At 37.5% G+C, this 12,867-nt stretch carries 21 protein-coding genes; all 21 read right to left on the minus strand.

The window, feature by feature from the left end:
* Nucleotide 1: 1 nt before the first annotated feature.
* Nucleotides 2-382 (minus strand): hypothetical protein, encoded by a 381-nt coding sequence (locus D1606_RS14105; protein WP_119416662.1) that lies wholly within the window; start codon nt 380-382, stop codon nt 2-4.
* A complete protein-coding gene (locus tag D1606_RS14110) occupies nt 382-726 on the minus strand; it encodes a hypothetical protein (RefSeq protein WP_119416663.1) in 345 nt (114 codons plus the stop codon). Before D1606_RS14110 ends, D1606_RS14105 begins: the two co-directional genes overlap by 1 nt.
* An 11-nt stretch (nt 727-737) precedes the next feature.
* Nucleotides 738-1,796, minus strand: coding sequence for a phage major capsid protein (locus D1606_RS14115; RefSeq protein WP_119416664.1), 1,059 nt, complete (start codon nt 1,794-1,796; stop codon nt 738-740).
* A gap of 13 nt (nt 1,797-1,809) precedes the next feature.
* Nucleotides 1,810-2,217, minus strand: a complete 408-nt coding sequence (locus D1606_RS14120; protein ID WP_119416665.1) for a capsid cement protein — start codon at nt 2,215-2,217, stop codon at nt 1,810-1,812.
* A 15-nt stretch (nt 2,218-2,232) separates the two neighbouring features.
* On the minus strand, nt 2,233-3,408 hold the full coding sequence (locus D1606_RS14125; RefSeq protein WP_119416666.1) for a hypothetical protein: 1,176 nt from the start codon (nt 3,406-3,408) through the stop codon (nt 2,233-2,235).
* A gap of 93 nt (nt 3,409-3,501) precedes the next feature.
* Nucleotides 3,502-4,506, minus strand: a complete 1,005-nt coding sequence (locus D1606_RS14130; protein WP_119416667.1) for a hypothetical protein — start codon at nt 4,504-4,506, stop codon at nt 3,502-3,504.
* The gene (locus D1606_RS14135; protein WP_119416668.1) at nt 4,503-6,005 is read right to left on the minus strand and encodes a phage portal protein; all 1,503 of its coding nucleotides are present in this window, start codon (nt 6,003-6,005) and stop codon (nt 4,503-4,505) included. The genes D1606_RS14130 and D1606_RS14135 overlap by 4 nt, the downstream gene beginning before the upstream one ends.
* A complete protein-coding gene (locus D1606_RS14140; RefSeq protein ID WP_119416669.1) occupies nt 5,998-7,434 on the minus strand; it encodes an AAA family ATPase in 1,437 nt (478 codons plus the stop codon). Before D1606_RS14140 ends, D1606_RS14135 begins: the two co-directional genes overlap by 8 nt.
* Entirely contained in the window at nt 7,424-8,236 is an 813-nt protein-coding gene (terS, locus tag D1606_RS14145; protein ID WP_119416670.1) for a phage terminase small subunit, read from the minus strand. The genes D1606_RS14140 and terS overlap by 11 nt, the downstream gene beginning before the upstream one ends.
* A 16-nt stretch (nt 8,237-8,252) precedes the next feature.
* Nucleotides 8,253-8,687, minus strand: coding sequence for a DUF1064 domain-containing protein (locus D1606_RS14150; protein WP_119416671.1), 435 nt, complete (start codon nt 8,685-8,687; stop codon nt 8,253-8,255).
* A gap of 35 nt (nt 8,688-8,722) precedes the next feature.
* The gene (locus D1606_RS14155; RefSeq protein WP_119416672.1) at nt 8,723-9,451 is read right to left on the minus strand and encodes an AP2/ERF family transcription factor; all 729 of its coding nucleotides are present in this window, start codon (nt 9,449-9,451) and stop codon (nt 8,723-8,725) included.
* A 485-nt stretch (nt 9,452-9,936) separates the two neighbouring features.
* On the minus strand, nt 9,937-10,473 hold the full coding sequence (locus tag D1606_RS14160; protein ID WP_119416673.1) for a hypothetical protein: 537 nt from the start codon (nt 10,471-10,473) through the stop codon (nt 9,937-9,939).
* A 15-nt stretch (nt 10,474-10,488) separates the two neighbouring features.
* On the minus strand, nt 10,489-10,662 hold the full coding sequence (locus tag D1606_RS18975; protein ID WP_199670761.1) for a hypothetical protein: 174 nt from the start codon (nt 10,660-10,662) through the stop codon (nt 10,489-10,491).
* A gap of 9 nt (nt 10,663-10,671) precedes the next feature.
* Nucleotides 10,672-10,827: a hypothetical protein gene (locus D1606_RS18815; protein ID WP_158582390.1), complete on the minus strand. Its 156-nt coding sequence runs from the start codon at nt 10,825-10,827 to the stop codon at nt 10,672-10,674.
* Nucleotides 10,828-10,988: 161 nt separating this feature from the next.
* Nucleotides 10,989-11,273 (minus strand): hypothetical protein, encoded by a 285-nt coding sequence (locus D1606_RS14165; protein WP_119416674.1) that lies wholly within the window; start codon nt 11,271-11,273, stop codon nt 10,989-10,991.
* Nucleotides 11,274-11,313: 40 nt separating this feature from the next.
* Nucleotides 11,314-11,511 (minus strand): DUF3954 domain-containing protein, encoded by a 198-nt coding sequence (locus D1606_RS14170; protein WP_119416675.1) that lies wholly within the window; start codon nt 11,509-11,511, stop codon nt 11,314-11,316.
* 1 nt (nt 11,512) lies between these two features.
* Complete coding sequence (locus tag D1606_RS14175; RefSeq protein WP_119416676.1) at nt 11,513-11,785, minus strand: hypothetical protein; 273 nt, start codon at nt 11,783-11,785, stop codon at nt 11,513-11,515.
* Nucleotides 11,786-11,939: 154 nt separating this feature from the next.
* Nucleotides 11,940-12,122 (minus strand): hypothetical protein, encoded by a 183-nt coding sequence (locus D1606_RS14180; protein ID WP_119416677.1) that lies wholly within the window; start codon nt 12,120-12,122, stop codon nt 11,940-11,942.
* Nucleotides 12,122-12,277 (minus strand): hypothetical protein, encoded by a 156-nt coding sequence (locus D1606_RS18820; protein WP_158582391.1) that lies wholly within the window; start codon nt 12,275-12,277, stop codon nt 12,122-12,124. The genes D1606_RS14180 and D1606_RS18820 overlap by 1 nt, the downstream gene beginning before the upstream one ends.
* A 109-nt stretch (nt 12,278-12,386) precedes the next feature.
* Nucleotides 12,387-12,602 carry a hypothetical protein gene (locus D1606_RS14185; protein WP_119416678.1) on the minus strand — a complete coding sequence of 72 codons (216 nt, stop codon included), beginning with the start codon at nt 12,600-12,602 and terminating at the stop codon, nt 12,387-12,389.
* A 4-nt stretch (nt 12,603-12,606) separates the two neighbouring features.
* Nucleotides 12,607-12,867, minus strand: a 261-nt coding sequence (locus D1606_RS14190) for a hypothetical protein (protein ID WP_233548119.1), incomplete at its 5' end; no start/stop codon positions are given.

Genomic DNA, 12,867 nt, shown 5'->3' on the forward strand with positions numbered 1-12,867 from the left:
ATTAATTCACCCTCTCTAACTCTACCTGGTAGCTTACTATTTGGTTATCTGCTATTTGCGGATAAACAGCTTTGACGAGGAATTTCATGTTATTAACTGTAAATTCATCTTTAACAGTCGTACCTGCTTGTATATCCGCTTGATGATCTGCTAATAAACCAAAATAGCGGTCTACCTGTTTTTCACCAGCTAAAGTAGTTACCTTTTGTGGTGAGCTTGAATTTGCAACAAAAATACGCACAACAAAAGGGCCAACATCTTGTTCAATCTCATCGACGTAGCCACCCATTTTTTTCTTTTCAGTGCGATGTATCATGATCTCGGTAGGATTCTGATTAATGTTAAATATCGCGCTGTTACGACGTAAATCAACAATATTCATTACATCACATCCGGCGTATTGAATTTCAAGATTAAACTACTAGAATCAGAATTCTGTTCTTCTTGATATAACTCTTCATACTTATCCGCCATTTTGAGTGCAGCATTAAGTAAATTTGTTAGGCTTTGATATTTATAGCGCTCATTTCCAGTACTATATTCCTCAATGTTTCCCATTTCTTGTTGTAGTTTACCAGCTTTCATGGTCCAACCAACGGAAATGGCTTTATTGATTGATGGGTAATCATCTAATAAGTCGGTTATATCATCATCGGTAAAACGAGTTTCGTCTGGCTCATTTAAGTGACGTCTCACTTTTTTTATAATCGCTTGTGTAACAAGCATTTATATCACCCCTATTTACCAGGTAATGTAATTTCTTGAACATTTTCTTCAACAGCTGCAAATACACCGCGCCAAAAGTCACCAACAATTTGAGCTTCAACCAAACGTGATAAATCGCCCATTGTTGAATTGATTTGTAAGCCTTGCTTAACTAATTCTTTAAAACCACGTTTTGGACGAATTAAGTATACTTTTCCTTCTGGTACACCAGGATAAGAATAATTTTTTCTAGAAACCGTCGTATCCCATCCATCGTAATAAATGATATCCGAAATACCTGCAGTAGCACCATAAGGCGTTCCTTGGATCGTCATAGAGCTTAAAGCATCTTGAATGTCCTCTTGGTTTGCCGAATTTGCTAGAAGCACTGCACCAGGACGTTTGGCAGTTCGAGTTGCTTTAATACCAGCACGAAGTGTTTCTCGCAATGATAGAAGGTAGTGGGCACCTGTAGCATCAGACAATGTTTTACCTTCTGGATCCGTATAAACAGCAGCTGTTTTATTGGCCGCTTTATAGCTAAATTGGATAATCGGCGCCAAGTGCATATGATTTAAAATTGCATTATGTGCTTCGCCAAACGCACGATTTAGCATTTCAAAATTAAATGTTTGGTTGAACATTTCTAATTCTTTTGTATATTCAAATCCCGCAGCATATCCTTTAATTCGTGCAATAGGACCACTTTCGGCTGCCAAACTACCGAATTTAACTTCTTGGCCTTCTAAATGTTCAAAGAATACGACTGTACCATGTTGAGCCCATTTTGCTTCGAATTCTTTCGGGAAGTTAGCATCCGCAATCGTTTCATAAATTGGTTGGTATAATGTTGGGACTTCTTCCCGTCCGAGTTCGACATCAAGGACTACCTTTTGAATAAGTTCTTTTCGGGCGCTTTCACTTGTCATCATTTCACCAATAGGGCTTGATAAATCGTATGTTTCCATCTCACCGTTTACAATTTTCTTCGTTACAGCCTCCGGTTTTCCGTTAAAAATAAAAGGAACCTCTTTTTCAATGGTCCCTTTACGTCGTTGTTCTTTTTCAGTTTCGAATGTATGAATTCTCATATATTATCTCCTCCTATACCTGTGGCCCTAAAATGAACAAAATCACATTATTTGCGTCTTTAGATTGTGTTACACGTCCTACTAATCGATGTGAGGTTACATCTGGTTCTACTCCTGTTGATGCATCTGGAGTAAATTTTCCGTCTTTAAAATATAATGGTGCACCGACGTCAAATTGCTTAGTGGTCATAATCTGGTCTGATTCATACTCCGCCTGTTCAATCGTTAAAACAACTTCAGCTGTTTGACCTTCACCAGTTGTAACTGATTCAGTTGCCGCTCCAAAAAAACCTTCCAGTTCATAAAACATTTGTGCCTCAATTGTTGTGTTTTCTGGCACTTGTACCAAGACACTCTTTCCATCTGAAATTTTTGCACGACTTGAATTATATGTGTTTGTTTTAATCGGTCTTGCATCCATTGTGTGTTCTCCTCCTTATAGCGCTGTACGCTTTGGCTTTAATCCTTTCGGCGCTTGTTTATTGTTATTGCTAACACTTACTCCTGCAGGCTTATCGGTATGATAATTACTAATAATGTCTTTAACGACTTGATCTGCAAGGAAAGTATCCATTTCACCAGCTAGTTGTTCTTCTGTAATAGAAGTATCAAAGTTTTTCGTTTGATATGACCAAATCTTTCCGATAACCGTCTTATCGTCAAGCATATCTTTCCGAATAGCTTCTGATGCAATCTTTTTCTCCATCATTTCACCGACAACTTTGTCAAATTCTATAGTCGATTGTTTTTTAATCGCTTCTGCAGCATCTTGTGCTACTTTCACAACATCCATTTCTCCGGAAACCCCAAGTGCTTCTTCCACTTTCTTAAGTTTGTCAACAGATGCTGTCATATTAGTTAACCATTTCGCATCAATATCGCCAGCTACTTCGTCTGGTTTCCACCCCATTTCACCAGCAATCATAGGAACTGTTAGTTGTTTATTATTCAACATTGTTTTTAACGCTACAAGTAATTCTTCTGGGTTCACATTTACCCCTCCTTTTTTCATTTCACCTTCTGGTCCATCACCATCTAAATCCCACATTTCGCCACTCATCGCAACGATACGTGTATTCATACCAGCCCTATCCAGTGGCGTCCAATCGATACTTAGCGGTTTATAACCAACCACGTTTGTCTCACCAGCAACCTTTTGTATTTTAGGCATTCCGAAAATACTGACTTGTTTTACACGACCGGATTTTATCCAACGTTTTAAATCTTTTGCCGCCGCATCTACTACACCACGAAAATAAGCAGTCTCACCAGCCATCTTAGCACCTACCCAATGCGTAACAGGGGGTAAGAATTGATTACTTACATCTTCCGGTCTTTGATGCCCTAAGAACCCGTTTAGCGTTTGACTATTGACGTGATTTACGATGTCTTTTAAAGAATTTGAAGTATAATTCCATCCTCTTTTTGATTTAGAAGCCGGAATCTCGACTACAACCTCAAGCGGATCATCGTCGCCTTTCTTCAATTCATCAATATTGACGTTAGGAGCAACAGGAATATCCTCCGCATTCATCTCGCCAATACCACCGAATAATTGAAATATATCCTTTTTGTTTTCAGCCATTTCACCACAAATAATGATTTTATTCACATTCTCACCTCCCCTCATGACTTCTACCTAAATTAGATTTTTTAATAGTAATAACCGTATCTGCAACTATCATTGACAACCATGCCTCCATTATTATAGTGCACCTGTTTTATAAACTGTTTGATGCCAATTTTCTAATTCCGGTTGCGATTTTGGTTGCTTATTCCATTTAATTAATTTGTCGAGGAAATCATCAGTATTCTCATGCACTGGTTCCAACCTGCATAAGCAATTTGGATGTGCTGGGAATCTCGGTAAAGAATCAACTGAATATACGCCCTCACCAAGCCCTTCATTATGGGTGGCATGTTCGTCACATACATCGTATGCTGGGTGGCTTAATGAAAGTGCCCAACGAACACCTTTTGCACTAGGACTGGCTTTAACACTTTCTTTTACACCTGCTCCATACGCTTCCGCTAGTTCTGTTCTGGCTAGTCGTAGGGCTTCATAGCTTAAATCTTGAGGGATATTTCCGTCTAATCGTTCCATCATGTTTGGATAGTTGATAGCTAACGTATTCGCTCCATCTCTTACATACTGTTCAAGTGCCTTTGCTATTTCGACTGGGTTGGAACCAGAACGAACACCGGCTTGAATAATATCACCGATTCTATCACGCGCTAAGTTTGACTTTTCCCAAATCCTATCAGATATATTTAGTCCTCTTGCAGATCGTTTCTTCACATCATTTACTGCCTGCTCGCTAACTCTGAAATATGCTTTAATGGCAGGTTCGACATCCATTCTTGCTTTATTAAGATAATACAAAGTAATCTTTTTAGATTGATGCATGCCAGCATCCACACTCAGAATGATACGGTGATCAAATATATTAATTAAACTATCACATAGCGCTTGAAATACGGTTGTCAAAATGTTTCTAGTTGTCCCAAACTTTGCGAAGAATGTTCCATCTTTTGCACTGCTTCGTATTTCTTTGGCAATTGTGTTGACTGTGCTAACGAAAAGCTTTCGTATTTCTTTTTCAGTTTCTAACCGATTGATGATATATTTCCTTCTTGCTTCGAGTGCGAAAACCAAAAATTCACCAGCAAAGCGTTTTATTTCTTCAATTTCTTTTTCGGAGTCATTCACGATTTATCACCACTATTTCTAAGTGTTTTGCCAATCGACTTGGACTGTTCCTCTAAATACTGCGTATCCTCTAGCTTCATACGATTTAATCTTGTATTCATTATGCGATCCTGCTCGTTTTCGCCATCTTCTGATTGCCATTCATTCATGGTATCTATATATCTAGATAAATAGTTAACTGCCGCAACTTCGCTTACCATATTGTTATTTAAGGCAATATTTAATGCGTTGACGATATTTAACAATTCCTGACTAATTTCTTGCCCTGTGCGATAATCGATGTTCACCCAACTAAGTGTTGTTTTATAAGTATCAAAGGAAAAGTTATCTGAGTATCCAGTCATCGCCAAAACGATACGAGCAAGCCTTTGCCAACTATCGGCAAAGTGTTCTCGTTTTCTTTCAATCGAACGAATAAGAATAGGCATTTGTTCTTTTACTGATGAAAGAGAACTCGGTGTGTGAACACCAAATACAAATTCTGGTGTTTCGGATGCGTCAACAATGCAATAAAATAGCAATTTCAATAGTACCTGTGCGTCTCCTGTTGCTGATTTGACTTCAATAAAGGAAGCGTCATCGTCCCCTTGCAAGAATAGAAGTTCTTTTCCATCGAGATTAATTGTGCCACCATTTTTAGCGAACTCATTGGCATCCTTTACACCAAAATTGTTTTTTAAGAATTTTGATACATCTTTAACTTTTAGCTTTAGCCGTGGCGTACTATGCATCTTTGAGCCTTGCATAGCGTGTAGCATAACATCATGGTAAGCCTTCATGTATGGCTCGATTACTTCTAATTCTGATTGGCCATAAACTCCCTCGTCGCCTTCGTTTTTAAAGTGGACAATAGGGATGAAATCCCATGGTGTAGTAAAGGTACCTTCTTCAACTCCTGGTGGCAGATCGCCATCTACTTCAACAATTCTTTCTCCGCGACGTATTCGTTGAATGATTGTACTCCGTTTACTATAATCATTTTCATCTTTCCATTCGTGATAAGAAACCAGTTTGTACTCTTCAACGATACCTGTTAATGGTTCTCGTATGATATCCGCTACTTGACCAGGAGGAATAACATTATATATAAGTCTAATTGCCTGCTCTGGATACAAAGAAGCGTCTTTTTCTTCTTCTCGTGTTACCCATACATAACAATCGCCATCTCGCAATGCGTCTCGTGTGGTCCTCTGCATATTAGAAGCATTTGTTTCAACAAAATCATCCAAGACTTCTTGTGCATTCTTGTCTTCACTTTTAAAAGATGGTATGCCCATGAAGCTGACCTTTGAATTTATAACGGATTTAGCAAAGCCTGCTCCTAACTTGTAATTATCGTCTGTGTTGTAATAAAGTGCTTTTGTTTTCTCGTAATCTACTTTTGTACTATCTAACTTATAACCACTGCCGAGCCTACCAGTCATAATGCCATAAGAACCAAATAACTTGCTTCTAAGATTTGACATCTCGCCAACTGCTTTGTTCCACCAACTAGCCATGTACTTTCACCCCCCTCAACAATGCAGCTACATCGTCATCTAATGCTTCTTCTCCAGTATTTGCAAATGCCAAAACGAGTGCATCCGCTCTATCAGGTGAACGAAGCCCTCTAGCTTTCATATCATCTTTTGATTCCAAACGTATCTTACCTTTTGATGTAACGTGATACTTTCTTGTGCTTAATTGTCCGACTAAGTCTTCATCATTCGGAATTTGTATTTCACCCTCGTGAAGCAAGTCTCTTAACGTTGCCCAAGCTTCAGTTCCCCAATTGTCGTAACGGTCTGATTTGTTAGCTTTGCCGCCATTATGACAATCAATCACATCAATATATAAACCATCTTCTGCGACGACTTCTCTTAATCTATCAGTTACTCCACCGCCGACACCATCATCATCTATTTTGACTGTGCATGTTGGTCGCCCATACTCAAGCATTAAATCTTGTGCAATGTTTAGCACCCACCCAGCTGTAGTCATGGTATCTTGTTTTGTATACCTTCGAATAAAAGGTACCAATTTTCCAATCCGCGGAACAATAACCGTTTCGTCATTACCGTAGCGCGCAACGTCCACGCCAATTTCAAGTGTAGTCTCGTTCGGTAGTATGTCAGCAAGCGTTTGGCCGTCATTGAGAGGATATACTTCCCGCATAACAGCTGCTTCTACCTTTTCAAGATGGATGAATGTATCAGGCTCTGCTTTCGGAAAGTCCCCGTATACCCGAACACGAACAACATCGCTATCTGCACCATATTTTCGGATAAGACGTTCAATGTTATCTTTACTAGCTCTTGACGTGTCCCAACTACTTACTTTATGAGTTTTATAGTCGCCGCGGTCCTTATGGTGAGAATCATAAAAGACTCCGCTCGTTCGAGTAGGGTTCCCACACATTAACAATTTATTTTCGTGGCCGGAAAGCGTACCAAGTATTGCTTCCATGATATTGTCAGCAACACCAGATGCCTCATCCACGACGAATAACATATATTCTTCATGAAACCCTTGCATATTCTCGGGCTTAGTTGCTGTCCTTGCAGTAGCAAACCATCGTTCTTCATTACCAAGCATATAAACCTTTGTTTTAGTCCACTTCAAAAAGTTCTTAACAACGGATGATTCAAGCCATTTTGCAATTTCTGCCCAGAGAACGTCATTTAGTTGTTGCCTTGTCGGTGCAGTGCAAATGACTTTAGGATTTGGTCTACAGCATAGGTACCAGATGACTGATACTGCTTCTAACCCTGTTTTCCCGACACCTTGGCCGGAACGAACGGAAACAAATGGATTATGTGCTAAATCATTTAACACATTACGTTGCCATCTATCTGGATAGAAATCTAAAATATCTTCAGCGAAAGCTACTGGATCGTCCCAATATACGTTGATAAGATCAACAAGCACATTGTATGGTTTATTTGTCATTCAACTCACCATCTTTTGCTTTCTTTCGCTTAGCAGCAACATCTTTTAATGCCGTTACCCAATCATCAGCACCATGGTTTTCGGTATCACCTTTAATGTTTTCGATTTCAGTTTTCGTCTTTTCGATATTCAGCTGCATTTGCTCAAGCTTCATTCGGCGTTCATCGTATTCATCTGATAACTCTAAGAATTGTTTTACAACGTTACGCCATTCAGATGTTAGTCTTGCTTCTGTTTTTACATATTCAGCATATTGTTCAAATGCATAAACGACTTTGTAACGAGTTGTTGAACCACCTTCTCCATCGGACATCATATCTTCTTCACGTAACGTGTCATACTTACTTTCAACAAACATGATTTTATGCAGTTGTATTAATGAAGCAAATTTGGTTTCAATTTGGAACCACAAACGGTCAGCTAGTGTCATGCCTTTAGTGTCCTCAATAATTTCTAACATGTCTTGTGGTAGCCACTTACGATAGAAACCATGTTTAACCGAAGCTTCATTCCGTTTCGTGAATTGATTCTTTGGGTTACTGCGGTAGGGTTGCTTTTCTTTCTCAACCCTTTGTCCATCAACTTTCCAAGAAGCATTATTTTTCGGAGTACTCCGTTCATTCGTTTGGAGTACTCCGTTCAATTTCCCATTCCAATCATCTTTGGATTTAGATTTCCATGAACCAATGGTCTTTTCAGAAACACCAAGCATTTCAGCAATTTTACGATTTGTAATATCACCGTTATGTTCTTTAAATATTTCAAATGCTTTATCCCGATTCGGATCGCGTGCTCTTGGCATTAGTCATATCACCACCTCATTTCTTAGAAGTTTCTTTTGCTTTCTTTCTAAGTTCCCGAGCTTTCTTCAAATCTTCATATTCTATCCATCCGCCGTCTATCTTGGACCACATGATTACATCTAAAGGTATTTGATAACGACACTCGAACATTTTCTTTCGTAATGGGAAATCTCGTGATATCGCTCTTTCATTACCCTTTACATCAATTACTCTTGTGGTACCATCTGCATAATGAACGATGAAATCAGGAGTAAACTTTATAGGCTGTCGTTTCTTTCCTGCGATAGAATAGCCCTCTAGTAATAAATACGTCTTTTGCATTTCAAACGATTCCACGATGCCTTGTTCCTGCAATTGTTTCAGATGCAAATAATACTTACTTTCTAATGCTGAATCGAAAATAATACCATCAACTTCAACTTGCTTGTTATTGTATTTATTACGTGCCATTTCATCACCTCATTTTTGCAAAATAAAAAGCCACCCTATTGAGTGACTTTAGGAAAATTCAATATTGCTTTATCTCCAAATAATTCTATTGCTTTTTTATCGTAAGCTTTTGCAGCATCTAATTCATTCGTAAAATATCCAAGATGTAATCGCTTTTCATTATGATGAATATATGCGTTCCAACGTTCGTAATTACCTTTGATTTGTTTGGTTACGCCTTTATAGCTCGACTGTTTATCAAATTTTGGCCGTCTATGTTGTGGCCGCTTGTCTATTTCAATAGTTAAAGCGCTGTTATCTTCACCGATTTTATTCAAGTAACAATCTTTTCCAAAATATTTTAATGCTGCATTATTATATACAATTGCGGCTTCTTCTTCTCTTGCATAGCAACCTAAATATTTAGTTTTTCCATCAATACCTATTTTCGCTTGCCACTTATTGGTATCTTTCCTCCAATAAACACCTTTGTATTTCGATGTTGAGTTTCTTTGTCCTCTTGAAAAGTGAGCAACCTTATTTCTATTGCCTACAATTAAATTGTTTTTAGTGAAATCTAAGTCATTCTTATTTTTCTTGATAATGTTCACACTCATTTTTTGTGGTAAATCTAAAATAAAATATGCTAAATCGATATCTTCTGTTTTTACACGTATAGTCGTACCTCTTCCGACAACAGACCACTTTAATTTGTTTACTCTCTCATAATCATCATCGTCAACCAATGCAAACATTCCATTTTGTAACGGTATTTCTTTAACCATTTTACTACCTCCTTAGTAGTTCCTATAAATTTCATACAAGAAGGGAGTAGGATTCTCCTTTTCGGTGGCGAGCCTATCTTGTATGTGAGATTGTTCTCAAGCAAATGAACACATCTATCATATTCACTTGTTTCAAAATAATATAAAAAGGACACCATAAAGATGTCCAATAAAGGAAGATTTCCAACGTGAGATATACTTCACCATTTGGCTTTGCATCTCATATAAACGAACAATACTGCCAAGCCTACATCACATTTGGATTCTCTATGCTTCGTATTATTCGCTTATATCAGATGTACTCCATTTTAGCGGAGTATAACCAACGGAAAAAATCTTCTTGGGTTGGTTGGTCGGTTGGTTTAAACCTTTTAGAGAATACCTTCAAACATTTTTGGGAATGCCGAAGGTATTCTTCTACCTGGTGGATTCAACGCTCCGAACCTGCCTCCCATTTTACACGGTTGATTAATAGTGATTCAAATTCATGCGGTTTTGTCTTTTTTGTCTGATTTGTCTTTTTTGTCTTTTTTGTATTCAAATGAATCTAGATCACCATAAAGTAAGAATGTTTCTATTTTTTCATCATTTATAGCAAGCTCAATAATTCGATCTCTTACTTCAATCACCACTTCTTTTGATGTTTCGATAAATGAAGCAATACCTCTTATTGATTCGCCTTCTAGTAGCCAATCGTAAACAGTTTCTTGCAAGTCGTTTTCTAATAGTTCATTCACATAATCTAAGATCAATAATTCATTCCTTAATCTTATTAGACGTTTAAAATTACGTTCTTCACGCTTACTAGCAAGTTTTATTTCTGTTTGGCTTTTAATAGATGTATTTGCATGAGGCATGGCAGCTTCTAATCCGTATTGAGCAACCATCTTTGTGTTGAAACTACCGTTTGCAATATAATTTAGTTTTGATAATCTTTGTTCTTCCTTCACCATCCAACGATAATCCTTAATCATTTGTACAAATGTAGTTTTTAATTCTTCTGTATTGTTCATCCCAGGCATTAAAACCACTCCTATCTATTTTCGTATGAAAGGGAATTGTTCCTTGATGTAATTTTCTACTCGATTAAGTAATGCTATCTCTGATACTAAATCTTGATAACTAGCACCTTCACGCTGTAGATAGTGACGCAAAGCATGTTTGATAATCTGCATATGTTTGTATTCAAAAGCAAAATCTTTCTTAGCCATACAGCACCTCTATTTCTGTCTAAATGCTCCACCACATTTTACATATCGTGGTCTATGTACACCCATCAGTTCTTCTATTTCCTTTTTAGTTAGCTTTTCAGTTGGGTTCTTATGTATGTTCTTAGCTGTTGTCTTTTCATGTGTCACCCACTTAATCACATCCATATAACCACCACCCTTTTAGCAAATAAAAAAGGAGCACCAAATAAACGCAGTAATTGCGTAAATTCAGTGCCCCCGGTTCTTCCGATTGGCAAATATTTATTTAAGAATATTTTAGCATATATGTTAGATTTTATATAGTCTTAAAATCTACGTGATATACATTAAGTTTCTGCATTATCCCAATCCAAATCTGACCTATAAACAGTAAGTGTTTCACCATCAAATCCGGTTTTCATAGCATAGCTTTTACTTGCCCAACATTCTTCCTGTTCACCGTTATATACGATTTCTAATAAAGTTGGTGGAAGGACTGGTACTTTATATCCTCTTGTTGTCTTAACATAATCTTCTGCTTGTTTAATAAAGTCCTTATCATCCTTAAAATTATGAGTATCACTTAGGATAATTTCTCCATCCCAATCTTCCATAAATCCTTTTACCGTCATTTTAACTTCTCCTTTCTATGTCACATTTTTCTTCAACTATTTATCCAAACTTCTGAGTAAATCCAATTTCACTATGAGTCGGCTTTCCTTCTCTCCAATATATCAATTGCGTTCCATATCCAGTAGGAGGTGTATCTACTATTTGAAGTTTTCCTTGGCACACCACATACACAGCATTTTCATGCAAATCAACTTCTGCAATCATATCTGGATCCGTTTGTAATTGTCGTTCTCCCATACTACGCCTCCACTCTAATCTTGTTGTTATATGGATTCTTCCAAGGCTTAGTGCCTTTCATTTGCCCTGGTCTTTCTTTTATCTTTCCACGCAAAAATCTATCTTGAGCAAGTAGCATAACTTCATTTTTCTTTCGTTGGAGTTTGAATGCTATTTCAGATATAGAACAGCCTTCATTCCACATTTGGTCGAATTTTTTCACTTTTGTCTCTGGTAATGATAAATCAATTCCATCGATATCAAACATGAAGTATTGTCTCACTCGTCCTGGCATCTTTATCCCTCCAAAAATATTTTTATAAAAGCGAATCTTTTAAGATTTTAGACCGTATAAACTAATAACGAATTGTTAAAAATGGAGATAAGACGGTTATGAAACCGTCTCATAATTTTCCCTATTTCTTTAGTTGACACGTTTGAATTGCCCTTCAAGCGTGTTTTTTATTTGGAAATTCCATTAATATTGCATAAGCTCCACCATTTTTGCATTCTGTTTGAATCTTGCTTGCTGGTTTCCACCCACGCTCTAAATATCCTTGCATTTTCTTTTCTACGTCTTTTTTAGAAAAGCCACGAACTAGCTTCTTACCGTTAAATCTTCCCCAAGCCATTACGAAGCACTTCCTTTCGCAAACTTGTTATATTCGTCCTCCAAATGTTCATCACACCAATGGTTGTAATACCCTTTACGAGTCATATTGATATACTCTAGGTATTCCTCCATAGCTTTGCGTTCTTCTTTAGATAGCTTCGACTTAGGTATCACTTATTCCGTCCCTCCATAACAATCTTTAACATTAGAACTGCACCTGCAATAGATAATGCATAAACTAAAATCTCTGAAACTGACAATCTGTTATCCTCCTAATTATTAATCACCAAACACGTTGATATTTTCGCAATTGTGTTTCAGTCATTGTGTGATTGATTTGCAATGGATCATCACAATATTGAAAGTGCACATAACCGTCTTCATCCTTAAAAAGAACATAAATCAATTCTTCATTTTCTGCGATTTCGTATAAACCTTCATGCAGCCTTTTTCCTGTTTGTCGCTCGGTTTGTTTTAGAACTGCACCCCAATCAACCAATCTACTATCCTCCTAATCTAATTTGAAAGTCGTCAACTAACTTGTAACCCTCACGTTTGAGTTGCTTGATATACGCTTTATCAAACGGTGTAACGACTGAGTTATGCTTGTCCAATTTGTGTATCATTTGAACGTATCTGTCGTAGCGTTTAATGCTTTGTTTCTTTTGAACTCTCACTTTCACAGACTTATTTTTTCCGAATGTTCCGTCATCTATTACGATGCCATGTTTGTTAGTGACCATGTAGTGCCTCCTTTGTTGCGT

Source organism: Rummeliibacillus sp. POC4 (genome assembly GCF_003576525.1).
Lineage (GTDB): Bacteria > Bacillota > Bacilli > Bacillales_A > Planococcaceae > Rummeliibacillus.